Annotated in this window: 21 protein-coding genes; 4 read left to right on the top strand and 17 right to left on the bottom strand. The window is 45.4% G+C overall.

Annotated features, from left to right (window positions below; all coding sequences use genetic code 11):
* The first annotated feature begins 101 nt into the window (after positions 1 to 101).
* Positions 102 to 1001, top strand: coding sequence for a GGDEF domain-containing protein (locus MHN09_RS21555; protein WP_239238533.1), 900 nt, complete (start codon positions 102 to 104; stop codon positions 999 to 1001).
* A gap of 125 nt (positions 1002 to 1126) precedes the next feature.
* On the opposite strand, the gene tilS is transcribed toward MHN09_RS21555, so the two are convergent.
* From tilS to rpsB, 17 genes are all read right to left on the bottom strand, one after another.
* Positions 1127 to 2452, bottom strand: a complete 1326-nt coding sequence (tilS, locus tag MHN09_RS21550; protein ID WP_239238531.1) for a tRNA lysidine(34) synthetase TilS — start codon at positions 2450 to 2452, stop codon at positions 1127 to 1129.
* A 285-nt stretch (positions 2453 to 2737) separates the two neighbouring features.
* Positions 2738 to 3694 (bottom strand): acetyl-CoA carboxylase carboxyl transferase subunit alpha, encoded by a 957-nt coding sequence (gene accA / locus MHN09_RS00510; protein ID WP_049585989.1) that lies wholly within the window; start codon positions 3692 to 3694, stop codon positions 2738 to 2740.
* 68 nt (positions 3695 to 3762) lie between these two features.
* Positions 3763 to 7227 (bottom strand): DNA polymerase III subunit alpha, encoded by a 3465-nt coding sequence (dnaE, locus tag MHN09_RS00505; RefSeq protein ID WP_075176114.1) that lies wholly within the window; start codon positions 7225 to 7227, stop codon positions 3763 to 3765.
* 4 nt (positions 7228 to 7231) lie between these two features.
* Positions 7232 to 7804 (bottom strand): ribonuclease HII, encoded by a 573-nt coding sequence (gene rnhB, locus MHN09_RS00500; RefSeq protein ID WP_080986375.1) that lies wholly within the window; start codon positions 7802 to 7804, stop codon positions 7232 to 7234.
* Positions 7797 to 8945 carry a lipid-A-disaccharide synthase gene (gene lpxB, locus MHN09_RS00495; RefSeq protein ID WP_049585987.1) on the bottom strand — a complete coding sequence of 383 codons (1149 nt, stop codon included), beginning with the start codon at positions 8943 to 8945 and terminating at the stop codon, positions 7797 to 7799. Before lpxB ends, rnhB begins: the two co-directional genes overlap by 8 nt.
* Positions 8946 to 8947: 2 nt before the next feature.
* On the bottom strand, positions 8948 to 9718 hold the full coding sequence (gene lpxA / locus MHN09_RS00490; RefSeq protein WP_015066413.1) for an acyl-ACP--UDP-N-acetylglucosamine O-acyltransferase: 771 nt from the start codon (positions 9716 to 9718) through the stop codon (positions 8948 to 8950).
* 1 nt (position 9719) lies between these two features.
* The gene (gene fabZ, locus MHN09_RS00485) at positions 9720 to 10169 is read right to left on the bottom strand and encodes a 3-hydroxyacyl-ACP dehydratase FabZ (RefSeq protein ID WP_014948562.1); all 450 of its coding nucleotides are present in this window, start codon (positions 10167 to 10169) and stop codon (positions 9720 to 9722) included.
* Positions 10170 to 10362: 193 nt separating this feature from the next.
* Positions 10363 to 10878: an OmpH family outer membrane protein gene (locus tag MHN09_RS00480; RefSeq protein WP_014948561.1), complete on the bottom strand. Its 516-nt coding sequence runs from the start codon at positions 10876 to 10878 to the stop codon at positions 10363 to 10365.
* Between the two features lie 62 nt (positions 10879 to 10940).
* Positions 10941 to 13418: an outer membrane protein assembly factor BamA gene (gene bamA, locus MHN09_RS00475; RefSeq protein ID WP_049585986.1), complete on the bottom strand. Its 2478-nt coding sequence runs from the start codon at positions 13416 to 13418 to the stop codon at positions 10941 to 10943.
* A 58-nt stretch (positions 13419 to 13476) separates the two neighbouring features.
* Positions 13477 to 14829 (bottom strand): sigma E protease regulator RseP, encoded by a 1353-nt coding sequence (gene rseP / locus MHN09_RS00470; RefSeq protein WP_187446670.1) that lies wholly within the window; start codon positions 14827 to 14829, stop codon positions 13477 to 13479.
* Entirely contained in the window at positions 14823 to 16010 is a 1188-nt protein-coding gene (gene ispC / locus MHN09_RS00465) for a 1-deoxy-D-xylulose-5-phosphate reductoisomerase (protein ID WP_049585984.1), read from the bottom strand. Before ispC ends, rseP begins: the two co-directional genes overlap by 7 nt.
* Entirely contained in the window at positions 16010 to 16873 is an 864-nt protein-coding gene (locus MHN09_RS00460) for a phosphatidate cytidylyltransferase (RefSeq protein ID WP_014948557.1), read from the bottom strand. The genes ispC and MHN09_RS00460 overlap by 1 nt, the downstream gene beginning before the upstream one ends.
* 54 nt (positions 16874 to 16927) lie before the next feature.
* Positions 16928 to 17710 carry a polyprenyl diphosphate synthase gene (gene uppS, locus MHN09_RS00455; protein ID WP_014948556.1) on the bottom strand — a complete coding sequence of 261 codons (783 nt, stop codon included), beginning with the start codon at positions 17708 to 17710 and terminating at the stop codon, positions 16928 to 16930.
* Between the two features lie 9 nt (positions 17711 to 17719).
* Positions 17720 to 18277, bottom strand: coding sequence for a ribosome recycling factor (gene frr / locus MHN09_RS00450; RefSeq protein WP_239238529.1), 558 nt, complete (start codon positions 18275 to 18277; stop codon positions 17720 to 17722).
* 23 nt (positions 18278 to 18300) lie between these two features.
* Positions 18301 to 19038, bottom strand: a complete 738-nt coding sequence (gene pyrH, locus MHN09_RS00445) for a UMP kinase (protein WP_014948554.1) — start codon at positions 19036 to 19038, stop codon at positions 18301 to 18303.
* Positions 19039 to 19275: 237 nt separating this feature from the next.
* Entirely contained in the window at positions 19276 to 20148 is an 873-nt protein-coding gene (gene tsf / locus MHN09_RS00440) for a translation elongation factor Ts (protein WP_014978551.1), read from the bottom strand.
* A gap of 121 nt (positions 20149 to 20269) precedes the next feature.
* Positions 20270 to 21001, bottom strand: a complete 732-nt coding sequence (rpsB, locus tag MHN09_RS00435) for a 30S ribosomal protein S2 (protein WP_014948552.1) — start codon at positions 20999 to 21001, stop codon at positions 20270 to 20272.
* A gap of 412 nt (positions 21002 to 21413) precedes the next feature.
* Here rpsB and map point away from each other — a divergent pair, with 412 nt between their 5' ends.
* From map to dapD, 3 genes are all read left to right on the top strand, one after another.
* Complete coding sequence (gene map / locus MHN09_RS00430) at positions 21414 to 22208, top strand: type I methionyl aminopeptidase (protein WP_014948551.1); 795 nt, start codon at positions 21414 to 21416, stop codon at positions 22206 to 22208.
* 321 nt (positions 22209 to 22529) lie between these two features.
* Positions 22530 to 25181, top strand: coding sequence for a [protein-PII] uridylyltransferase (gene glnD / locus MHN09_RS00425; protein ID WP_239238527.1), 2652 nt, complete (start codon positions 22530 to 22532; stop codon positions 25179 to 25181).
* Positions 25178 to 26002 carry a 2,3,4,5-tetrahydropyridine-2,6-dicarboxylate N-succinyltransferase gene (gene dapD, locus MHN09_RS00420; RefSeq protein ID WP_239238525.1) on the top strand — a complete coding sequence of 275 codons (825 nt, stop codon included), beginning with the start codon at positions 25178 to 25180 and terminating at the stop codon, positions 26000 to 26002. Before glnD ends, dapD begins: the two co-directional genes overlap by 4 nt.
* Positions 26003 to 26051: the final 49 nt, after the last annotated feature.

Raw genomic sequence — 26051 nt, 5'->3', positions numbered from 1 at the left:
TCGCCATAAATTCCGCGAAAATGCAGATGTGGCCACAGAAACGTCAGGGCTTTGACACTTGTTTCTTTGCATATCAACGCATTTTGTATAGGGGCACTACTGTGGATTTTTCAACGTCAGTCTACGATAGCACACAACATAACAATTTTTACCCTGCTGAGAGCACAGGTAAATCACTCTCTTTTAGTGAATTATCAGGCTTTATCACGCAGCTACTTTCTACTCTTGAACTACAAGAGCTAGGTGGCGTGTATTTTCAGCAGCTAAACACGTTGTTACCTATTGTCGGGTTTAGCTTGTCTGACTTTGACTCGCGTTGGGTGTACGGTAATGCAAAGATATCGTCAGCACTCATTGATTTACCACTACAAGGTGCCAATGCCGTTAATGGCGATCAAGCTCATGTCTATTACTACATTAGTTCACCCTTGTCGTTATCGCAACGGGAGAGTCTATTCCAACTGCATGATTTATTTGGAAAACAAGTAAAGCACGCTCTTTTATTGATGCGTGTGCAACAGATGGCGACTAAAGATGTGTTAACTGGCTTAGGTAACCGAGCGGGCTTTGAGCAGTCAATGACAAGACAACTTGGCTGGGCGCAAAGACACGATGATCCTTTCGCACTTTTGGTGATCGACTTAGACAACTTTAAGTATGTGAATGATAATTTTGGTCATGGCGAAGGTGACAAAGTACTTGTCCATGTTGCATCACATTTATCTAATGTTCTGCGGGATGAAGACGAAGCATTTCGCTATGGCGGCGATGAGTTTTGTTGTTTGCTAGACTGTCAGTCGCAACAGCAACTAGCTTGTGCAGCCCAGCGTATTCAAATGAGTATCAATAGCTCTAGCTACTTATCTCGCTTAGGCGTATCAACCAGCCTTGGCGGCGCGATTTATCGCGACGGCGATACGATGAGTAGCCTATTTGACCGTGCTGACAACGCCCTGTATCGCGTGAAAAATTCTGGAAAAAATAGCTATCACGCAGCGTAACGTCGCGATACGAATTTATCAGGATGGCGGCAAAGCAATGCCGCTTTTGCACATTATTGCCATGGATACCATAAGCAAGAGTATCTAGCCCTTTCAAAAAACGGCACTTTTAGTGCTACATAGATTCAGTCGAGACTAAAGGTTATTTCTATATCTGGCGCTTTGGGCTGCAAATAAACACACCGTCCTTCAACAATCAGTGCGACAGGCTCGTCGTTAATCAAGATTGCCGGCACGCCGTTTCGCTCCCATCTTGGCACGCGCCATACCTTAAACCATTCTTTCAGCAACTTAGATACGTTCGCATTTTCTGGCTTTACTTTAAGGTTGCGAGCATTGGTTTGCAGAGAAACGGTATCTTCTTCTCGCGCTTTTGGCACTGCAATTCGAATATGGCCTCTAAGCCAAGGAAGCGCGATATCTTGGTTGGGCACTAATTTTAGGTTTTGCGGTACTTCATGTGTAGCGTTCACCACCCAATAAAGGTCTTGGTCAAACCGTATAACCCTGCCCCATTTAAAGTTCACTTCAGGGGTTGCATCATGCTTTGCTTTTAACATAGCAAGTACTTGGTCTGTCTGCGCTTTTGAGGGCGACAGCTCGCCTTGAGCTCGAAACCACGCGCGAATGACCATAGCCTGCCACGGTAACGACAATGCTGCGAGTTGTTGCCCGTCGAGCCTGAGAGCTGTGCGTTTACAATCTTCAAAATATTTTTGGGCAGAATCGCTGACTAGTGCGCTTTGTTCAGCACAAAGCTCGGCGCTGCGCCCCACGGTTTTGGTTAACTTAGGCCATCTGGCCAGCAAGTGAGGTATGATTTCGTTCCTTAAGAAGTTCCTATCAAAGCTATTTTGCTGATTAGATTCATCCTCAACCCACTGCAACATTTCCTCTTCGGCATAAGCCACAATCTCGGCTTTCTCTAGTGCTAGCATAGGGCGCATTATCAAGGTGTCACCTCGGTACTGAACTTCTCCCATACCCGCTAAGCCCTGAGGACCAGCACCGCGTTTAAGCTGAAGCAATACGGTTTCAAGCTGATCTTCGGCATGTTGTCCCAATAACAGTACACCGCCTATTTGGTCACACACTTCTAACAATGCGTTGTATCGAACCTTACGCGCTTCTGCTTCCAGGCTTTTTCTCGACCCCGTATCAACATCAACTCGATACAAATGAAATGCTACGTCTTCAAGACGACACTGTAATTCGCAGTGCTTTGCCCACTGTTCGGCATTATCACTTAAACCGTGATGTACATGTACAGCATGAATTGGGCTATCAAACTGCTCCCTATACGCAATAACGGCTTGGAGCAGAACGGTCGAATCCACACCACCGCTGTAAGCAACGACGAGTGGCGTTTGAAGTGGTAGCTCTACATCAGTGAGAGATGTCGCTATGCGGTTGACGATATGTTCGATTGTTGGGGATTGTAGAGGGGTCACAGACCGGTAATACCTTATTCTTTCAACGCTATATTTTACTGAGGTTTAATTTTGTATTTGGCTAAGCACTGGCTTTCTAATAACACACTTTCTAATAAGACACTTTTTAATAAGACAAAGGGGTTGGTTACCTTTGGTAAACAACCCCCTTGTTCGTATACGACATTACATGACCGACATGAATTAAGCCGCCGCTCGCTAGATTTTATATCAAGCGTCTAAACTGATAGAGCGCAGGTGTACATAGCGGCTAAATGCAATTTTATGCTAGTTTTCTTAATGAAATTAGCAATAACCGAACGACAGTAAACGCTGGTAACGCTCTTCCATCAATTTAGTTTTATCTAGTTCTTTAAGCTGGTTAAGCTGCTGCTTAATCACGGCCTTCAAATTAGCCGCCATACCATTATGGTCGCGATGGGCGCCACCTAGAGGCTCTTCAACAATACTGTTAATCAGGCCTAGCTCTTTAATTTGTGGTGCACTTACACCCATGGCTTCAGCAGCGAGTGGTGCTTTTTCTGCGCTTTTCCACAAAATAGACGCACAACCTTCTGGTGAAATAACCGAGTACGTAGAATATTGAAGCATATTAACGCGATCGCCAACACCAATCGCTAGTGCACCACCTGAACCACCTTCACCGATTACGGTACACACGATTGGAACAGTAAGCTCAGCCATTTCGAATAAATTTTTCGCGATTGCTTCACTTTGGCCGCGCTCTTCAGCACCAACACCTGGATACGCTCCGGGCGTATCGATAAAAGTGATGATAGGCATGTTAAAGCGCTCAGCCATCTTCATAAGACGCAAGGCTTTACGGTAGCCTTCTGGTTTAGGCATACCGAAGTTACGCTTAATTTTTTCGTTGGTGTCACGCCCTTTCTGATGACCAATAATCATCACCGGCTGATCATCTAGCATTGCTGGGCCACCAACAATCGCTTTATCGTCAGCAAATGCGCGATCACCAGCAAGCTCGTCGAATTCTGTAAAAATACGAGGAATGTAATCTAACGTGTATGGACGCATTGGGTGACGTGCAAGTTGGGAAACTTGCCATGCGCCAAGATCAGAAAAGATCTTTTTGGTCAGCTCTGCGCTTTTACCGCGAAGCTTATTGATTTCTTCTTCAATACCAACGTCAAACTCGCCACCTTGATTCACCAACCTAAGCTCTTCAATTTTTGCTTCTAGTTCGGCTATTGGCTGTTCAAAGTCCAAAAACTGTATACTCATTTCATGTCCTATTCGTACTACGCTCGTCTATGCAAACGCGAGATGTCCAATCTATCGAACTCTTACCCTTAATGGTAGAGAATTGAAACGGCTTTGTCTCCCAAACATTGTTTGAGATCGTGCAAAAGTTGGTCTTCAGGGGTAACGTACCATCTTGCACCACACGCTAAGATTACTTCAGCGTCTGGATGGGTTACCGCTAACTGAACAGGACAACTTCCACCGTTAAATGCCTGCAGGATAGATTGCATCTGACTCATTTTCTTCGGTTCAAGCAGCTGGGTATCAATATTAAGTGCCAGCGCTCTCGCGTTTTTCTCTCGTGCCTGAACAATGTCCATTACATCACGGGCGGTGATTGTATTGCCCCCAGAGAAATCATCAAAGCTGACCTGTCCCTTTATAAGCAATATTCTGTCAGTTTCTAACACACTTTCGAACTGTTCGTACATATCGGGGAAGAAACGTACGTCTATTCTGGCACTCTTATCATCCAGTGTCACTATGGCCCAGCGACGCCCCCGCTTGTTCGTCATAACACGCACGCCAAGCACCAGTCCTACTGCACTGGCCATTTGGTCTTTGTTGGTTGGTTTTAAATCAACTAATCGACCGTCGGTGTAGTAACGCAGTTCTTCCGCGTACTGATTGATGGGGTGGCCGGTTAAGTACAAGCCTAGCGTGTCTTTTTCACCTTCTAGCCATACTTTTTCAGGCCACTCAGGGACATCGGCAAACGCTTGCTTCACGTCTTCTGGCTCGGTAGTCAGTAGGCCAAACATGTCTGACTGACCAAAAGACTCGGCTTTTGCGTGCTGTCCAGCGGCGGCAAGGGCTTCGGGTAAGCTCGCCATAAGGCTGGCGCGATGCGGACCTAAGTTGTCCATTGCCCCCGCTAGTACTAGCTTTTCTAGCACTCGCTTGTTTACCCGTTTAATGTCTATCTTGGCGCAGAAATCAAAAAGATCTTTAAATGCCCCTTGGGTCTCCCGCGCTTCAATAATCGCTTCAATCGGGCCTTCACCTACCCCTTTAATCGCACCGATACCGTAAACAATGCGACCTTCGCTATCAACGGTAAATTTGTATTTACCCGCATTTAAATCTGGCGGCAGTATTTCGATGCCCATGCGCTCACATTCATCGACAAGCGTCACGATTTTATCGGTGTTATCCATATCCGCCGACATTACCGCAGCCATGAATTCCGCAGGATAATGCACTTTCAGCCACAGGGTTTGGTAAGACACCAAGGCATAAGCGGCAGAGTGAGATTTGTTAAAACCGTAACCCGCGAACTTTTCTACCAAGTCGAAGATTTTCATCGCAAGGTCCGGGTCAATATTATTGCCCTTCGCACCCTCGGCGAACGTGCCGCGCTGCTTCGCCATTTCTTCAGGCTTTTTCTTACCCATAGCACGACGAAGCAAGTCAGCGCCGCCCAGTGAGTAGCCCGCCATTTCCTGGGCTATCTGCATTACCTGTTCCTGATACAAGATAATGCCATAGGTAGGCTCTAGAATTTCTTTCAAGCACTCGTGCTGATATTCAGCATCGGGGTAGGAAATTTCTTCACGTCCGTGCTTACGATCAATAAAGTTATCTACCATGCCTGATTGCAGCGGGCCCGGACGGAACAGGGCCACCAGTGCGATAATATCTTCGAAGCAGTCAGGTTTAAGGCGCTTAATTAGTTCTTTCATACCGCGAGATTCCAGCTGGAATACCGCAGTTGTCTCGGCGTTTTGAAGGGTTCTGAAACTCTTAGGATCTTCAAGAGGAATAGCGCTGATATCGACATCAACGTTTTTCCCTTCTTTGATCATATCTATTGCCCACTGAATAATAGTCAGCGTACGAAGACCTAAGAAGTCGAATTTTACCAAGCCCGCCGTTTCAACGTCGTTTTTGTCGAACTGGGTTACGGGGTTTTTACCTTCGTCATCACAATACAAAGGCGAGAAATCTGTGATTGTGGTTGGCGCAATAACAACACCACCGGCGTGTTTACCAGCGTTTCTGGTAACCCCTTCAAGTATTCGCGCCATATCGATAAGGTCTTTCACTTCCTCATCGCTTTCATACACTTCTGGTAGCTGTGGCTCTGCTTTAAACGCCTTTTCAAGCGTCATGCCTGGATCTGGTGGAATAAGCTTTGAGATCCTGTCTACAAAGCCGTATGGGTGACCAAGTACGCGGCCTACGTCGCGCACTACCGCTTTTGCCGCCATAGTACCAAACGTAATGATCTGCGATACCGCCTGACGCCCGTAAAGCTCAGCAACGTGATCGATTACCTCGTCTCGTCTATCCATACAGAAGTCGACGTCGAAGTCGGGCATGGATACACGCTCTGGGTTCAAGAAACGTTCGAATAGCAAGTCGAATTCAAGCGGGTCTAGGTCGGTAATTTTTAGGGCATAGGCCACTAATGAGCCCGCACCAGAACCCCGCCCTGGCCCTACCGGAATTCCGTTATCCTTACTCCACTGAATGAACTCCATTACAATAAGGAAGTAGCCTGGGAAACCCATTTGGTTGATAACTTCAAGCTCAATGCGAAGTCGGTCATCGTACTCTGGACGTTTCGCTTTGCGCACTTCTTCATCGGGAAATAGAAATTCTAGACGTTCTTCCAACCCCTCTTCTGACACCTTAACCAAGAAGTCTTCGGTGGTCATGCCGCCGGTTGGAAATTGCGGCAAGAAGTACTCGTTTAACCGTACGGTAACGTTACAGCGCTTGGCAATTTCAACCGTATTTTCTATGGCTTCAGGAATATCGCTAAATAACTCAACCATTTCCTCCGCAGTGCGCAGATATTGCTGGTCACTGTATCGTTTAGGGCGGCGGTTATCATCAAGCGTGTAGCCATCGTGAATACATACACGAATTTCGTGAGCATCAAAGCCTTCACGGTCAATAAAGCACACTTCATTGGTGGCAACCACGGGTAAGCCGCGCTGCTCAGCAAGCTCCACGGCAAGGTGCAAGTAATCTTCCTCACCTTGCCTACCGGTTCTGATAAGCTCTAAATAAAAGCGGTCGGGAAAATGAGTTTGATAAAACTCAAGGGCACTATCGAGAATTTTGGCGTTGTTTTTCATTAAACCCACACCAACATCACCATGCTGTGCACCCGATAACGCAATCACACCTTCGCTGTGCTCTGCCAACCATTCTTGATCAATGACCGCTCGGTGTGAGAGGTGCCCGCGAAGATAGGCCTTGGAGATAAGAATAGTAATGTTCTTATATCCCTCATTGTTCATTGCAATAAGGGTTAGTCTGAAAGGTTCATCTCCAAAGACTTCATTAGTAACCCAAAAATCAGTGCCGATGATGGGCTTAATACCTAAGTTATGTGCCTCGGAATAAAACTTTACCAAGCCACACATATTCATTTGGTCGGTGATCGCCACGGCAGGCATGCCAAGCGCGGCCACTTTACCTAGAATAGGTTTAACCTTATTCAGGCCGTCCATCATCGAAAAGTCGCTGTGAACACGTAAATGAATAAATGGCGATGACATGATGTTATTTCTCTTCGAGTAGCGCTTTTACAGGTTTAAAACTTTTTCGATAGCAATCTAAGATGCCATATTCAGCGATGGCTTCAAAGTGTGCTTTTGTGGGGTAACCTTTGTGCCCGGCAAAGTTATATTGCGGGTAGACCTCGTGAAGCAAAATCATATCGTTATCTCGCTCTACTTTGGCAATAATGGAAGCCGCGGAAATTTCTGCGTGCAGGCTATCGCCTTTCACTACCGCTTCAGACTCAAAATTCCACGCCGGAACCCGGTTGCCGTCTACACGCACAAAGTCAGGCTTTACAGGTAAACCTTCCACTGCGCGGATCATGGCGAGCATGGTAGCGTGCAGTATATTAAGCTTGTCTATTTCTTCTGGGCTCGCTCTGCCAATATTCCAGTAGAGTGCTTTTTCACGAATTTCTTGGGCAAGCGCTACGCGCTTTTTTTCACTCAGTTTTTTAGAGTCGGTTAGCCCTTCAATGGGATTTTCAGGGTCGAGAATGACCGCGGCGGTGACCACATCACCGACTAACGGGCCACGACCTACTTCATCAACGCCGGCAATTAACTTATGCAAACAATTCCTCCACGACAGCTTTTGCTGCTGTTTTATCAGCGTTGCATTTTAGCGTATGGTGGAGGTCGGTGAAACGGGAAATAAGGGTTGAATTATCACTTTCGAAGAAGTTGAGTAGCTGATTGCTCATATTCTCTGCATTTACTTCTTCTTGCAGTAATTCAGGAATAATAGCTTCATTAGCCAATAGATTTGGCAACGTGAAGAAAGGCGCTTTATACAGGCGCTGCATAATTTTATACGTGAGTGGTGCAAGTAAATAAGCGGCCACCATGGGGCGCTTACATAACATGGCCTCTAAGGTAGCCGTGCCTGAAGCAAGTAAGATAACATCGCTAGCTATCATCGCATCTCGCGATGTGCCTTGCGTTACCTGAATGGGTAAGCGTTCTTCTGCATTATCAGCTTCAAGCAATATCCCTTTTATTTGTGCAAGACGATGTTCATTAGCAGCCGGGATAAGAAATTGAATGTCACTGCGTTTAGCATGAATAGCTTCTATGGTCTCCAGAAATACTGGAAGTAGCGTTTCTACTTCGCCTCTGCGTGAGCCGGGAAGTACAGCCAATACGGAAGCATTACCATCTACACCTAATTCTTGGCGCGCCGCGTTTTGGTCGGGCTCAATTGCTATAGCATCAGCCATTGTGTGTCCCACAAAGGTATAGGGAACGTGGTATTTATCGTAAACCTGCTGCTCGAAAGGAAATAAACCCAACACGCGATTAGTCGCTTTCGCTATTTTATGGATGCGCTTTTCACGCCACGCCCACACAGTAGGACTCACATAGTGCATGGTTTTGATACCGCGTGCTTTAAGCGCTTTTTCTACTCTTAGATTAAAATCAGGCGCATCAATACCCACAAAAATATCTGGCGGATTTTGCTCAAAGTGAGCAAGAAGCTGCTTTTTAACTTTCAAGATGGCAGGTAGATGGGAGAGGACTTCGACAAGTCCCATAACCGACAAGGTTTCCATATCGAAAAGACTATGAAAACCCGCGTTTATCATATTTGGACCGCCAATCCCTTCAATAACAGCATCAGGGTATTGGCGTTTTAACTCTGCAACCATTCCGGCGGCAAGCACGTCACCAGAGGGCTCTCCGGCAACCATGCCGATACGGATAGGCGTAGACATAATTAGCGAATAATGCCTCGCTTAGAGTCTTGTAAGAACTTCACCATAAGGGCCACACCAGGGAACTCCTGTGCGGGTTCGGCAAGTTTTTCAATGGCTTCGTCGACGGTATTGCCTTCACGGTATATGGCTTTGTAAGCGCGTTTAATGGCCATAACTTCTTCTTTGCTGAAGCCACGACGCTTAAGTCCTTCAGAATTAATACCCTGAGGAATATTTTTCTGACCGCTGACCATAACAAAAGGAGGCACGTCGCGCAGAATAATGCCGCCAGCCCCCAAGAACGAATGGGCACCAATCTTACAGAACTGGTGAATACCTGCGGCACCGCCAACAATGACGTGGTCGTCCATGTGAACATGGCCAGCAATCGCAACACTGTTTGCAATAATAATGTCGTTGCCAAGAACACAATCATGGGCAACATGAGAGTTGGCCATAAATAAACAGCGAGAGCCGATAATAGTAATGCTGTTGTCTTGAATAGTGCCTCGGTGAACGGTTACCCCTTCCCTAAACTCATTATCGTCACCGATGACAAGTTCAGTAGGCTCGCCCGCATACTTCTTATCTTGGCAGTCTTCACCAATTGAAGAAAACTGATAAAATTTATTGTTTTTACCGATACGCGTTGGGCCGCGTACCACCACATGTGATTTCAGAATACAGCCATCACCTATGGTGACGTTGTCGTCTACCACACAAAATGGACCAATGGTGACATTTTCACCAATCGTTGCACTTTCTGAAATTACCGCAGTTGGATGGATCACGTTAAGCTATCTCTCTCATCGCACACATAAACTCTGCAACACAAGCGATATCGCCATCAACGCTTGCAGTGCCTTTAAATTTCCAAATCCCTCTGCGCTCTTTAACTAGAGCAACATCAAACTCAAGCCTGTCACCTGGAACAACAGGACGCTTAAAGCGTGCGTTATCAATCCCTGCATACAAGTATAACTTATCATTGTTACCCATTGTCTTAAATCCTAAAACACCGGCAGCTTGTGCCATTGCTTCAAGAATTAATACCCCTGGGAAAATTGGCTGTTCAGGGAAGTGCCCCATGAAACACGGCTCATTGATAGTGATATTCTTATAAGCCTTTACAGACTCACCCAGAACATAGTCTGTTACACGATCAACAAGTAGGAATGGATACCGATGAGGTAACAGTTCCAATATTTCCTGAATTTCGATGGTATTAAGTGAATTGGCCAAAAACTTTCTCCTGTATACAAGCATGACCTACAACTATTTTATACCAATACAGATGATTGATTGGCATTCTGGTCAAACTCGCCGTAAAAACTAAAAACGGCGGCAACCATACGCTGTTAAGCGCAAAAAACAAATCAGACCAACACCTTTGGGGAGTTGGTCTGATAAATTTTACAACTGACTAGTGCAGTTATTAGTTAGTTTTGCTTACTTGCTGAAGAACTTGCTCAGATAAGTCGTGCTCTTCTTTTGCAAACGCAACCGCACCAGCGTTAAGCACTAGGTCATAACCTTGCTTTGCTGCAACAGAGTCAATAGCTTGCTTGATTAGTCCAAGAAGCTTGTTGCGCTCTTCGTTGCTGCGACGTTGAATGTTTTGCTGCAAAGGTTGACCTTTCTTAGCTAGCTCTTCACGTACTGACAAGATTTTTTGTTCTAGTTCTTTCTTCTCTGCATCGCTCATTGTCGCTGCGTCGCGCTGAAGACGTTCTGCGTAGAACTGACCATCACGCTGCAGTTGATTCACTTCTTCAAGCTGATCTTTAAATTCAGCCTGAATAGCGTTTTGAATTTCAGCCGCTTGAGGCATCGCTTGGAAAATACCTTGCACATCGACAACTGCAACTTTCTGCTCAGCCATTACAGATGTACTAACTAAAGCGCTACCCAACATTGCTCCTGCAACGATATGTTTAACCAACTGTTTCAAAGGGAACTCCTTTTGTGAATCTTATTATAGAGCGCGCCTAAAAACGCGCTCGCTTTAATGTCTTAGAAAGTTTGACCAATGTTGAAAGTGAAGAATCTCGCATCGTCACCATCACGTTGCTGTATCGCTTTCGAGAAGCTGAATACCATCGGTCCCATTGGTGATACCCATTGGACCGATATACCTGCCGAGCTACGATACAGGCTCCAATCAGAATAGTCCAATAGCTCACCGCGTTGTGTAGATGCTATGTCAAACTGACGGTAATAGTCATAGTCGAACTCAGTATCCCACACGTTACCCACATCCACAAACAAACTTGTACGAACTGAGTTATCCATTTCTTCTTCAACAAATGGCGTAGGAACAATAAGCTCGATACCGCCAAGTGCCATCGCGTTACCACCTAGGCTTCGCGTTGACCAAGACAGCTGCGCATCAGCTGGATCGCCTGGGAACACTTCACCATCAGGCCCAACTATAGTACCCGTATTGCCTAGGAATACACCGCGAGGACCTACCGTGTTATTCTCGAATCCTCGTAGTGAATCAGAACCACCTGCTGTAAAGTTCTCTGTAAACGGTAATATTTGCTCATTGCCGTTAATATCACCGTAACCATTCCCGTAGCCAAGACGTACGCGCGCTAGGAAAGACCAGCGCTGGTTACGAGATAATGGGAAGTACCACTTACCGTCAAATACCGTTTTAAAATAGTTAACATCTGAGTTTGGTGTGGTAATGCTAAATGACGCTCGTTGAGATGAACCCGCCGTTGGGAACAAACCACGGTTTAGCGTACTTCGACTCCAGCTTATGCTTGCCAGGTAACTATCGTATTTAATCGCTGCATCTGGGTCTTCACCGTTCGTAAACTGGTTATAAAACTGCTCAGTTTGCTCGTAGTAACCACGGTTGTATAGCTCAACGTTACTATAGGTTAAGCCAAAATTAATGCGGTTGAATTCGTTTATTGGATAACCAACATTCGCACCAATTGACCAACGCTTAGAATTGTACTGGATAACGTTAAAGTCTGAGCCGTCAAACTCACTGTAACCTAAACTACCACCCAAGCTAATCCCGTCAATCGTGAAGTAAGGATCGTTATAAGTAATCTGTGCGCTGCGCTGATATGAAACTGTGCTTAGGTTAAGGCCAACTCGTTTACCTGTACCCAAGAAGTTATCTTGCTGGATACCCGCCTGTAGGCTTAACTTGGTTCTGTCACCATAGCCGATACCCGCATTAAATGAGCCAGAAGGCTGCTCTTTAACGTTATAATTAACGTCAACCTTATCTTCAGAGCCAGGAATACGTACAGTTTCATACTCTACTTCTTCCATATAAGTAAGTCGAGAAAGCTGGTTCTTGGAAGACTCTAGCAAGTTATTTGAAAGCCACGTGCCTTCCATCTGGCTGACATTTTGACGCAGAACACTATCGGCAGTTACTACGTTGCCGTTAAATTTAATGCGGTTAACATAAATACGCTTGCCCGGATCAACAGATAACGTCAACTTAACTGTTTTGTCTTCGTCATTAATTTCAGGAACGGTAGTAACCGTTGGATAAGCATATCCGAAACGACCAAGATATTTACTGATGAACTCTTCTGTATAGGTTACTTCGGCTTGGTTATATAGCTCACCTTCTGTCAGCGGAAGCACGCGCTCAATATATTCTTCATGGCCAAGTACATCACCTACTAATTCAACTTCTGAAATAGTGTACTGCTCACCTTCGGTTACGTTCATGGCAATGTAGATACCTGACTTTTCAGGTGTCATTGAAACTTGTGTAGAGTCAACGTTAAAGCGAAGGTAACCACGGTTTAAGTAATGGTTACGCAGCGTTTCCATATCCCCTTGCAACGTTTGCTGCTGGTAGCGAGTTTCCGACAGGAAATCCCACCAAGGCGTGTCGTATTGTAGCTCGAAAGCCTCCATCAGCTCTTCGTCTGAGAAGATTTCGTTACCTACAATATTGATTTGTTCAATTTCAGCCGCGTCGCCCTCTTCGAAAAGTAATTTCAAGTCAACACGGTTACGCGGTAGCGGCGTTATAATAGCCGTCACGTCAGCATTATATTTACCTATGCTGTAAAAGAAGTCTTTCAGGCCATTCTCGATAGAGGTTAGTACGGTCTTATCGAGCGGCTCACCAATACGAACGCCGTTTCCGTCTAAGCTTTCCTGAAGTTGCTCATCTTTAATATCATCGTTGCCTTCAAAGATGATATTACTAATGGTAGGACGCTCAGCGACACGCACGACAAGCGTATTGCCATCACGAAGAATTTCAACATTTTCAAAGTGAGTTGAAGAGTACAACGAGCGAATAAGCTGCGTTACCCTGAATGTATTAAGCTCGTCGCCAACTTGAACGGGCAAGTAGGTTAAGGCTGCACCAAGTGCAACTCGTTGCAAACCTTCTACGCGAATGTCTTCAACGACAAATTCACTGTCTTGCGCCGCAGCATTGGCAAAGCTAGCACTGGAAAGAATGGCTCCGGCTGCTACTAACTGTTTTAACTTCATCTATTTTTCTTTTCCTGGCCGCGTTTTGTATTAGCTGTTTTGTACTTCCTGATTTGTATCAGGTTATGCGAGCGATATCGTTAAAAATTGCGATACCCATGATCATAAACAGAAGCACGCCACCTATTCTGTAACCCCATTCCTGCACCGCTTCAGGCACAGGTTTGCCTGTGATCCACTCCACGATAAAAAACATGAGGTGACCACCGTCAAGCATGGGCAAGGGTAATAAATTTATTATGCCTAAATTTACGCTTATTAAGGCAAGAAAACTCAAAAAGTACGCAAGTCCATACCCAGCACTTGTTCCCGCACCTTGAGCAATTGAGATAGGCCCACTCAAATTCTTCACTGACACGTCGCCCGTGATGAGCTTACCTATCATTTCGACACTGAGTGTCATAAGACGCCATGTTTTATCTAGCGCCTTCCCAATAGCCTCTATAATGCCATATTGATGCGTAAACACATACCCTTCTGGCCAAGGCTCAAATGTTGGGCTTACACCGAGATATCCACTTTGCCCTTGTGGTGTATCGCGGCGCGCTATCGTGGCATCTAACGTCAGTTGTTGTCCATCCCTTTGTATATCAAGCGAGATATTCTCGCCGGGACTTTCAACAATAACGTCAACTAATCGCTCCCACGATGACAACTTAGCGCCATTTAATGCAAGAAGCTCATCACCGGGTTTTAAACCCGCTTGCTGAGCCGCGCTTCCTTCACCTACAAACCCAACGGTTAACGTTGCATCTGGACGATAAGGGGTTAACCCTAAGCTGCTTAAAGGAGACTCACTATCTGGGTCAAAGTTCCAAGAACCCAGTGTAAAAGTCAGTTCTTTTTCAACATTTGACGAATTTTTAACCGTGACATTGGCTTTTTCGGCACCAATATTAGAAACTATTTCCAGATTTACCGCTTCCCAATCAGGCGTATTCCTGTCGCCTACTTTGATAATTTCATCGCCAGGTTGTACACCAGCAATGGCTGCGATGCTCTCTGGTTCAACGCTTTTAACCACAGGTTTCACGGTTTCTAAGCCTACTAAATACATCAACCACAATGCGAAAAACGCAAAAATAAAGTTAACGCCAGGGCCAGCAGCAATAACCGCCATGCGCTGCAAAACGGGTTTATTGTTAAACGCTTTGTCTTCTAACTCAGGCGGTACGTCATCAATGCGTCCATCGAGCATGCGAACGTATCCACCTAATGGGATCATAGCGATGACATATTCTGTGCCTGATTTACTTGTTTTACGCCATATAGGCTTTCCAAAACCAATTGAGAAGCGCTCTACCTGCACACCGCATTTACGAGCCACATAAAAGTGCCCCCATTCATGTACAGCAACCAAAATACCTAAGGCTACAATGAATGCACCAAGGCTCCATAAAAATGCTAGCACTGGAATTTACCTCGAATAATCTCGTTAGCTTTTGCTCTTGCAAGGCTGTCTTGCTCTAGTATTTGCTGAATAGAATTCACCGACACATTGGGCATAGCATTAAGCGTGGCGTCATTTACTTTAGCAATATCGCAAAACTCAATCTTGCCTTCTAGAAAGGCTTCGACAGCCACTTCATTTGACGCATTCACTCGCGTTGTTGCACATTGCCCTTCTTTACACGCATCAATAGCCAGCTTCAAATTCGGATAACGCTCAAAACAAGGGGTTTGAAAACTGAAATTGCCAATGTCAGAAAAGTCGAGCGGCGTCACGCCAGCTTCGATTCGCTTAGGATGCGCCAAACCATAGGCAATAGGGGTACGCATATCAGGATTACCCATTTGTGCGATCACCGAGCCATCAATATATTGCACCATGGAATGAATAATACTTTGCGGGTGAATAACCACATCAATATCATCTGCGCCAGCACCGAACAGCCAACAGGCTTCAATAAACTCCAGCCCCTTGTTCATCATAGTTGCAGAGTCGATTGTAATTTTTCTGCCCATCGACCAGTTAGGGTGTGTACTGGCTTCATCGATTGTAATTGATGAGAAGCTATCAAGTGGCCTTTCTCTAAACGGACCACCAGAACCGGTTAAGAGAATTTTACGAATGCCGGATGCAGCAAAGTTACCGTATTCATAATCGTGCGGGAGGCACTGGAATATGGCGTTGTGTTCGCTGTCAATAGGAAGAATTTCAGCGCCGCTTTGGTTCGCAGCCTCGATAAATAAAGCACCAGACATGACTAACGCTTCTTTATTGGCAAGCAAAACCCTTTTACCCGCTTTTACTGCTGCCATTGTGGGTAAAAGCCCTGCTGCACCCACAATGGCTGCCATTACAGCATCAACTTCAGGCGCGCTGGATACTTCTTCCAGCGCCTTAACACCAGCGAGAATTTCTGCATCCACACCGTACTGGGATGCTAACTCACAGGCTAGTTTGTAGTTTGCGTCATCAGCAATTACCACATAGCGCGGCGCGCATTTTTGGGCCTGCTCCATAAGCAATTCAAGCTGTGAGTTGCCAGTAATAGCAAATACACGATACTTGTCTGGGTGGCGGTTTATTACGTCGAGTGTATTACAACCAATGGAGCCTGTGGCCCCTAACACTGTTACTGTTTGCATTACGCCATCCAGGTTACATAGCAGAACGCAAAAACAGGGAATGCCGCGGTTAAGCTGTCGATTCTATCGAGTACACCACCGTGCCCAGGGAGAATTTTGCCGCTGTCTTTAATGCCCGCACAACGCTTAAGCATGCTTTCGTTTAAATCGCCAAGGGCGGAAACAGCCACCGTAATACCGCCGATAGCAAGGTGAAGCCAAATACGCGAAGGCTCTACCTGATAGTGAAGGGCCGCAAAAGCGATAATAGCGAATGAAGCTGCAATACCGCCTAACAAGCCTTCTAAACTTTTACCTGGCGATACGTTAGGGCGTAACTTGTGGCGTCCGAATTTTACGCCAACAAAGAATGCACCAATATCTGCAGCCCAAACAATCCCCAGCACATAGAAGATGAGTGAAGCGCCGTAGAAAGGATCAACATCGTGCAAGCTCGTGCGAAGCGCAACAACCGCTACCCATGTGGGTATAAGCGTAAGTGCCCCAAATAGGGTTCTAACGCTGCGACTGTCTTTCCAGAACTTGGAATATTTGGGATAGGCTAGCACCATAAATAAAGACGCTATCCACCATAATACGGCAACCGTTAATATGGCACGGTATAAACCATGTAATTGGCCTTGATACCAAATCGTGCTGGCATCAACAATAAGAGACAAGGCTATACATATGGCAAAGGCACCTGCCATATAAATGAGCTTTTTAGGACGTTCACATACGCCCGACATATTCGCCCATTCATAAGCGCCAATCCCGACAACACCAGCAATGGCTATTTCAAACCAAAAAATAGGAAGAAAAAGAATAGCGTAAAGCGCCAGTGGCGCGAGGATTAATGCAGTTATTATTCGTTGTTTTAGCATAATTTGCCTTTGGCTATCGTTACCAGGGCAAGCCTGATAATTGCCTGTATGGTGTTAACCATCGGCTGTGACTACCTGTTCACCGGTTAAACCGAAGCGACGTTGGCGAACGTTAAAATCGTCTACGGCCAATTGAAACACGTCTTCGTTGAAGTCGGGCCATAGTACGTCGGTAAAGTACAACTCTGCATAGGCACATTGCCACAGCAAGAAGTTGCTAATACGGTGTTCGCCACCTGTGCGAATAAGAAGGTCTAACTCAGGAAGGTTAGCTGTTGAAATGTGCGCATTCAGTGCGTCTTCACAGATGCTTTCCACATCAAGTTCGCCGCTTTTCACTTGCGTAGCAAGCTGCTTAGCCGCGTTTACAATGTCCCATCTACCACCGTAATTTGCGGCGATATTCAAGACCAAATCTTTGTTGTCTTTGGTCATGTCTTCAGCTTTACGAATTTTTTCGACAAGCTTGGCATCAAACGCCTCAACATCACCAATAACCTGTAGACGTACACCATTTTTGTGTAGTCTTTTTGCTTCGCTATTGAGGACAAGATTGAACAGCTCCATTAAGACACTGACTTCTTCCTCAGGACGTTTCCAGTTCTCACTTGAAAACGCGAATAGCGTAAGTGATTCAATACCGTTTTGACGTGCAAAGCGCACAACAGAACGAACAGACTCTACCCCGGCTTTATGACCAAAGGTACGAATTTTCCCTTTCTTTTGCGCCCATCGACCATTGCCATCCATAATGATTGCAACATGCTTCGGGCCAGCAGATTCTGCTGGCACCTCTGCTTTTGTCGATTTGGCTGCGCTTAAACGCTTTCCAATCATAATACTTACTTATACTTCCATTAGTTCTTTTTCTTTGTCAGCAAGCATGCTGTCAACTTTCTTAATGAAATCGTTAGTAATAGATTGAATGTTCTCTTCAGCAGCGCGGCTCTCATCTTCACTGATTTCTTTTTCTTTAAGAAGATCTTTGATGTCACCGTTCGCGTCACGACGGATGTTACGGATAGCGACACGACCACCTTCCGCTTCATTGCGAACAACGCGGATAAGGTCTTTACGACGCTCTTCAGTAAGAGGAGGAAGTGGAATACGAATTGAACCACCTGCACTCATTGGGTTTAAACCCAAATCAGACTGCATAATGGCTTTTTCTACCGCTTGAATGGCGCTTTTATCAAACACAGTTAACGCTAGGGTACGACTGTCTTCTGCTACGACGTTAGCCACTTGCTTTAGCGGCGTGTCTACGCCGTAATAAGGTACCATGATGCCATCTAGAAGTCTTGGATGCGCACGACCTGTGCGGATTTTGCTGAATTGGCCCTTAAGAGAAACTAGGCTTTTTTCCATGCGCTCTTGCGCATCTAATTCAATTTCATCAATCACGATTTGTATCCTATTGTTCTTAATTAATCGTTGTCAGCGTGGCGAATAACAGTACCTTCTTTTTCGCCCATCACAACACGCTTCAGGCAACCTGGCTTATTCATGTTGAATACGCGAATTGGCAAGCTGTGATCGCGCGCCAAAGTAAACGCTGACAAGTCCATCACTTTAAGTTCTTTTTCTAGTACTTCTTGATAAGTCAGTTCTTCGTAAAGCGTTGCTTCTGGGTTTTTCACCGGATCATCACTATAAACACCATCAACTTTTGTCGCTTTCAATACCGCATCGGCTTCAATTTCGATACCGCGTAAACAAGCCGCTGAGTCTGTGGTGAAGAAAGGGTTGCCTGTACCGGCAGAGAAGATAACAACACGGCCTGACTTAAGAAGGCTAATGGCTTCTGCCCAGTTGTAGGCATCGCAAACACCGTTTAGCGGTATTGCTGACATCATTCGCGCATTTACAAATGCACGATGAAGCGCATCGCGCATGGCTAAGCCATTCATTACGGTAGCCAGCATTCCCATGTGATCGCCAACAACGCGGTTCATTCCCGCTTTTGCTAAGCCTTCGCCACGGAACAAGTTACCACCACCGATAACAAGACCAACTTGAACACCAAGTTCAACCAGCTCTTTAATTTCTTGCGCCATTCTATCTAGCACTTTAGGGTCTATGCCAAAGCCTTCCGCCCCCATTAGGGCTTCACCACTAAGCTTTAACAAAATGCGTCGGTATGCTGATTTTGGTGTGATACTCATAGTTTGAATTGTCCTCGTAAACCCGTTTTGTCCTATGTCTTTCAACAAGCCACTGATGTAAAAAACATAGGACAAAGCGCTTTCGTTTGTCAGGCAGGCGCGTACTTAATCTCGCCTAGCTTCACACTTACGCATTGCAATGGCAACACTAAAGACGTTCAGCTATAAAAAAGCACCTCCTAAGAGGTGCTTTGTAGTTTATCTAACTATTGCTTAATGCAAAAGATAAACACTCAATTATTTCTTAGCAGCAGCCATTTGAGCAGCTACTTCAGCAGCGAAGTCTTCAGTCTTCTTCTCGATACCTTCACCAACTTCGAAACGTACGAAGTTGATTACGTCTGCGCTGTTGTTCTTAAGAAGCTCAGCAACAGAGATTGAAGGATCTTTAACGAAAGGCTGACCAGTCAAGCTCACTTCGCCAGTGAACTTCTTCATGCGGCCTGCAACCATTTTCTCAGCGATATCAGCTGGCTTACCAGACTGGATAGCGATTTCGATTTGGATTTCTTTCTCTTTCTCAACAACTTCTGCTGGAACGTTTTCAGGCTTAACGAACTGCGGGCTTGCAGCTGCAACGTGCATTGCAACGTCTTTCGCTAGCTCTTCGTCACCGCCAGTAAGAATAGAGATAACACCAATACGGCCGCCGTGTACATACGCGCCTAGTGTATCGCCTTCAACGTTGATAACGCGACGAGGAGAGATGTTTTCGCCGATTTTAGCAACAAGTGCGTCACGAACTTCGCTTACTTTAGAACCGTTAAGTTCTGCATCGTTAAGCGCGTCGATGTCGTTGATGTTGTTAGCAGCAGCTACTTCTAGTAGCTCGTTACCAAACTTAAGGAAACCTTCGTCACGTGCTACGAAGTCAGTTTCACAGTTAAGTTCAAGCATAGTCGCACGACCTGCTTCAACCTTAGTAAGGATTACACCTTCAGCTGCGATACGGCCTGCTTTTTTAGCCGCTTTCGCTTGGCCTGATTTACGCATGTTTTCAATGGCTAACTCAATGTCACCATCCGTTTCAACCAGGGCTTTTTTACAATCCAGCATACCTGCGCCAGTACGTTCGCGCAGTTCTTTAACTAGTGCTGCAGTCACTGCCATTTTTCAATTCCTCAGCATTAAATATAAATTCGTTAGGTAAAAGGGGCGATGTCGCCCCTCTCAATACGTTTCGTATTGTAGTACTGCCATATTATTAAGATATGACAGTAAGCAATCAGAATTACTCTGCTGCTTCTACGAAGTCGTCTTGCTCAGCTTGTACTTCAAGGTTGCTTTCGCGACCTGAGTTGATAGCGTTTGCAGCAGCATCCAAGTAAAGTTGGATAGCGCGGATAGCATCGTCGTTACCAGGGATGATGTAATCAACACCGTCTGGGTTAGAGTTAGTATCAACAACACCAACAACAGGAATACCTAGGTTACGAGCTTCTGTTACAGCAATGTGCTCGTGATCTGCGTCGATAACAAAGATCGCGTCTGGAAGACCGCCCATGTCTTTGATACCGCCAAGGCTGTTTTCAAGCTTGTCCATTTCGCGCTGAAGCATAAGTGCTTCTTTCTTAGTTAGCTTCTCAAACGTACCGTCTTGGCTTTGCTGCTCAAGATCTTTAAGACGCTTGATTGACTGACGTACTGTTTTCCAGTTAGTCAGCATACCACCTAACCAACGCTTGTTTACGTAGTACTGGTCGCACTTAAGAGCAGCATCTTTAACTGCTTCGCCAGCTGCGCGCTTAGTACCAACGAAAAGGATTTTACCTTTCTTAGACGCAACACCTGAAAGGTAGTTAAGTGCGTTGTTGAAAAGTGGAACCGTTTTTTCAAGGTTGATGATATGAACTTTGTTACGAGCGCCGAAGATGAAAGGCTTCATCTTTGGGTTCCAGTAACGAGTTTGGTGACCGAAATGCACACCTGCTTTCAGCATGTCACGCATAGAAACATTAGCCATTTTATTTTCCTCTTGGGGTTAGGCCTCCATATACCCCTTGTATCGATTCAGACCAACCTAAATTGAACTGAACACCCCGATACGAAGTGTCGGTATATGTGTGTTTTAATAAAATAAATTTACCCTCTAAAACGGTGCCAAATGCACGTGGCAAAATGAGCTTTCCGTCAGGGCGCGCGCTTTATACCACAATCCCACCTAACCCTCAAGTTTTGAGGGTAAAAAGCGACAATTTGAAGTATTTAGGTTAAAGAAAGTATAGAACCCTTAATGAACTCGCTTTCCACCTCTGCCTTTTGCAGATAAAAGCCAACAATATCACCACCTTACTAAGAATGACCTGAATAGTGTTATAATGCGTAAGTAATCAAAATTCTTCATCAAACTAGTTTCAAACGATTTGAGAGGCGCTGTGACAGCTATTATCAAAACCCCAGAAGAAATCGAAAAAATGCGCGTAGCCGGTAAATTGGCAGCCGAAGTGCTTACTATGATAGGGCCTTACGTAAAGAAAGGCGTTACCACTGATGAGCTAAATACTATTTGCCACGACTATATTGTAAATGAGCAAAAAGCGGTACCTGCGCCTTTAAACTACGGCCACCCGCCTTTTCCTAAATCTATCTGCACGTCAGTAAACCACTGTATTTGCCACGGTATTCCTTCTGATAAGAAACTGAAAGACGGCGACATCATTAATATCGACGTCACAGTTATTAAAGATGGCTATCATGGCGATACGTCAAAGATGTTTGTGGTGGGTAAGCCTTCTATCCTTGCAGAGCGCCTAATTCGCGTTACCCAAGAATGCTTATATAAAGCTATTGAGCAAGTGAAACCGGGTATGCGCCTTGGCGATATCGGTCATATTTGTCAAACCCACGCAGAAGCGCATAACTATTCAATAGTTCGTGAATACTGCGGCCACGGTATTGGCGCTAGTTTCCACGAAGAACCACAAATTGTTCACTACGGTAAGCCAGGTACAGGTGATGTGTTAGAGCCAGGTATGTGCTTTACCATCGAGCCTATGGTCAACGCAGGCAAGCGCTACTCAAAAGTGCTACCAGACCAATGGACTGTGGTAACTAAAGACAGAAGTTTAAGCGCCCAATGGGAGCACACCCTATTGGTCACTGAAACCGGCGTTGAGATTCTTACGCTTCGCGAAGAAGAAACCTTGGAACGCATCATTTCTCACGGATAAATCGACTTCGACAATATTGATAACGTTTTGAATAATCGCGTTAAAAATATGATTTCAGAAGATTGAGTCTATCGAATTATGCAAAGCAGCCGTTGAATTCGCGGCTGCTTTTTTATTGGCTCGTTAGCTCAAATTCCAACTATCAAAGTTCGGCATCGTGTGCCCACTCCCCTCATATTTACTGCGCTACACACCTATAACAAAAAACCATAAATATTCACAATTCAACCTAACTTATGCATTAATTTGCTACTGCGAACTACTAGCAATTCATGCTATTGTTCTTAGCGTCTAAAAAGAAGGCTATTTCAAAGGTGTATTTTGACGCTGCAATCACTGATAAAGAATATCGACACAATTAGCTCTGTTGATGAAATTCCCGCCATTAAATCGTGCGTGGAAGCCAGTTATGCCTGGATAACGGAGTCCTTCGACGCTACGCCGGTTAATCAACTCGTTACCGGTCGTGCACAGTTCGTCGATGCATTGCTTTGTCATCTTTGGCAACTTTATGGTTTAGATACCGTCGATGAATTATCGCTTTGCGCCGTTGGTGGTTACGGCCGTGGTCATCTGCAACCTCATTCAGACATCGATTTACTCATAGTTAGTAAAAAGAAACTTAAGCCCGATGTACAAGAAAAAATTGGCATGTTCATCACCCTTTTATGGGATATCAAATTAGATGTTGGCCAGTCAGTTCGCACTATCAAAGAAACGGTTAAGCTAGCAAAAGACGATATTACGATTGCGACCAATTTAGTGGAAAGCCGATTACTTTGCGGCAGTGAAGCCACCTTTGATAAATTGTGGGATGAAGTTAACGGTCGAAACTCATGGTCGAGCAAAGCGTTTTTCTCAGCCAAGTATGACGAGCAGAAAAAACGCCACGCCAAATTCAACGGTACCGCATATAACCTTGAACCTAACATCAAAGAAAACCCCGGGTGTTTGCGTGATATTCAATCTATTGGCTGGGTCGCCAAAAAGCATTTTAAAGAATATGACGGCTGGAATTTAGTTGGTCACGGCTACTTTACAGAACAAGAGCACAGTGAATTAATTGCTTGTCGCATGCACCTTTGGAAAATGCGTTGTGCACTGCACCTGGTTGCAGGCAGAAGCGAAAACCGACTGCTGTTTGATTACCAACCTGACGTTGCAAAAATGATGGGGTATGGTGAAGAAGGTAAATCGTCTGTCGAAAAAATGATGCGGGACTTTTTCCGCACCGTAGCGCGGGTGTCTGAACTGAATCAAATGCTGCTTCAGCGCTTCAAGTACGACATGCTGAACCAAAGCGTTCAGAAAAGCGTGATCATAAACGAAGATTTCGAGCTGCTCGACAATATGATATCGCCACGACACGAAACCGTGTTCTCCTCTCCCGAAGCAATCTTGGACTTTCTGCATTTGGTGGCCAACACGCCAGAAGTACAAGGCCTCAGTACGATTTGCATACGTCAGCTTCGCAACGCTCACCGCGCTTTTGAAGCAGAATACTATGTTGAGCGCCCGCTGTGCCGCGAAAAATTCATGCGCTTAATGAAACAGCCTGAGTTCTTTGATTTTGCATGGGACATCATGCATCAATACGGCATTTTACAAGCTTATCTTCCTGAATGGGATGCGATTGTAGGTATGATGCAGTTCGACTTGTTTCACGCCTACACGGTGGACGAGCACACTCACCGATTAGTGAAGCATGTTAACTACTTTTTCTCAAAGGCAAATAAAGACTTCCCGCGCTGCGGCAGAATTTGCAGAAACCTCGATAAACCAGAAGTGCTTTATATCGCTGCTATTTTCCACGACATCGCCAAAGGTAGAAATGGCGATCATTCCACGCTAGGGGCCCAGGATGTAGCAAAGTTCTGTCAGCAACACGATGTTCCTGGCGACGATGCTGAAATGATTGCATGGCTTGTAGAAAACCACCTACTGATGTCAGTGGTAGCCCAACGCCGCGATATTTATGACCCTGACGTTATAAGCGAGTTTGCTGGCGCGGTAAGAAGCCACAATCACCTTAATTTGCTTTATACGCTCACCCTTGCCGATATTCGTGCCACCAATGACAATCTTTGGAACGACTGGAAAGCATCTTTACTTCGCGAGTTATATTTAATGACGCAAAAGGCATTGGACAACGGTCTTCAATGCCAGGTAACACTTAACGAGCGAGTAACCACTCACAAACATCAGGCAAGACAGATATTACAAGAGCGTGCCATTGACCCCGTTGCCATAGATGCGCTGTGGGCCCGCCTGGACGACGATTACTTTGTTCGCTTTAAGCCTACGCAAATCGCGTGGCATACTGACGAAATTATTAAAGCTCAGAATGAATGGCTTACACCAGAGCACGATGGTCTGTTAGTAAAGGCAAATGACAACAGTGCGAAAGGTGGCACTGAGGTGTTTGTTTACGGCAAAGATAGAAAAGCATTGTTTGCGCAAGTTGCGTCAGTACTGGACAGTCGCAACTGTTCAATTCACGACGCCCACGTTACCGTGACTAGAGATGGCTATGTGTTCGATAGCATGCTTATTCTTGAAAATGACGGCAGTCGAATAAGCTCAGAGTCTCGCATTGCGTCCATTGAAAATGCTATTTCTGCCCAGCTTGAAAAGCCGGGGCGTTCGCACGAAAATAAGCGTAAATTGCCACGGCAAATGAAACAACTGGACGTGCCTACTAAGGTACGCTTTTTTAATATCAACGATGAAGCCACGCTTATTGAGTTAGAAGCCCTAGACGCACCGGGCATTTTAGCTAAAATTGGTCACGCATTCGTTGATACTAATATGACGCTTAAGCTTGCGAAAATTGCCACCATTGGCGAGCGAGCCGAAGATATTTTTATCGTCAGCAATGAGGCTGGCAAAGCATTAACCCAAGAACAACAGGTGAACCTTAAAAAGCGTATCCTGTTCAAACTCGACCAACTTGAAGATATCACAATACCATGAATGAATTGAAAGCCATCATTGAAGACGCCTTCGAAAATCGCGATAGCATTAGCCCTTCATCTGCACCTGATGAAGTAAGAGATGCAGTAGCACAAGCTATTGACCTTTTGAACAAAGGTAAAGCGCGCGTTGCAGAAAAAATTGCTGGCGAATGGGTAGTCCATCAATGGCTTAAAAAAGCTGTTCTACTTTTCTTCCGTCTTCACAACAACGATGTGATTGAAGGCGCCGAAAGTAAGTTTTATGACAAAGTACCGCTTAAGTATACAAACTATACTGCTGAACAGTTTGCGGCTGACGGCGCGCGTATTGTTCCACCAGCAGCGGTACGTACGGGTACATTCGTAGGTAAGAATGCGGTTGTTATGCCTTCTTATGTAAACATTGGTGCATTTGTTGACGAAGGCACCATGGTTGATACGTGGGCGACGGTAGGCTCGTGTGCGCAAATTGGTAAGAATGTTCACCTTTCAGGTGGCGTGGGTATTGGCGGCGTATTAGAACCACTTCAGGCTAACCCCACCATTATCGAAGATAACTGCTTTATCGGCGCGCGTTCTGAGATCGTAGAAGGCGTGATTGTTGAAGAAGGTTCTGTTATCTCAATGGGCGTTTACATCGGTCAGAGCACTCGTATTTATGACCGCGAAACCGGTGAAGTTCACTATGGCCGTGTACCAGCAGGTTCAGTAGTAGTGTCGGGTAACCTGCCAAGCGCAGATGGTAAATACAGCCTTTACGCCGCTATCATCGTGAAGAAAGTAGATGCTAAGACCCGCGCGAAAGTAGGTATCAACGCGCTACTTCGCGGCGTAGAATAAGCAGTATTTCTGGCTTATCGCTAATGGCTCGGGTTAAGCTCAATTAGCC

It is taken from the genome of Alteromonas sp. MmMcT2-5 (assembly GCF_022348315.1).
Classification (GTDB): Bacteria; Pseudomonadota; Gammaproteobacteria; order Enterobacterales; family Alteromonadaceae; genus Alteromonas; species Alteromonas macleodii.
This window is presented reverse-complemented; position numbering and strand designations above follow the sequence as displayed.

Bases quoted from the DNA above. Each gene is read 5' to 3' on its own strand.
- accA (WP_049585989.1), bottom strand. From the start codon at position 3,694: ATGAGTATACAGTTTTTGGACTTTGAACAGCCAATAGCCGAACTAGAA.
- dnaE (WP_075176114.1), bottom strand. From the start codon at position 7,227: ATGTCATCGCCATTTATTCATTTACGTGTTCACAGCGACTTTTCGATG.
- lpxB (WP_049585987.1), bottom strand. From the start codon at position 8,945: ATGTCTACGCCTATCCGTATCGGCATGGTTGCCGGAGAGCCCTCTGGT.
- bamA (WP_049585986.1), bottom strand. From the start codon at position 13,418: ATGAAGTTAAAACAGTTAGTAGCAGCCGGAGCCATTCTTTCCAGTGCT.
- ispC (WP_049585984.1), bottom strand. From the start codon at position 16,010: ATGCAAACAGTAACAGTGTTAGGGGCCACAGGCTCCATTGGTTGTAAT.
- MHN09_RS00460 (WP_014948557.1), bottom strand. From the start codon at position 16,873: ATGCTAAAACAACGAATAATAACTGCATTAATCCTCGCGCCACTGGCG.
- uppS (WP_014948556.1), bottom strand. From the start codon at position 17,710: ATGATTGGAAAGCGTTTAAGCGCAGCCAAATCGACAAAAGCAGAGGTG.
- pyrH (WP_014948554.1), bottom strand. From the start codon at position 19,038: ATGAGTATCACACCAAAATCAGCATACCGACGCATTTTGTTAAAGCTT.
- tsf (WP_014978551.1), bottom strand. From the start codon at position 20,148: ATGGCAGTGACTGCAGCACTAGTTAAAGAACTGCGCGAACGTACTGGC.
- rpsB (WP_014948552.1), bottom strand. From the start codon at position 21,001: ATGGCTAATGTTTCTATGCGTGACATGCTGAAAGCAGGTGTGCATTTC.
- dapD (WP_239238525.1), top strand. From the start codon at position 25,178: ATGAATGAATTGAAAGCCATCATTGAAGACGCCTTCGAAAATCGCGAT.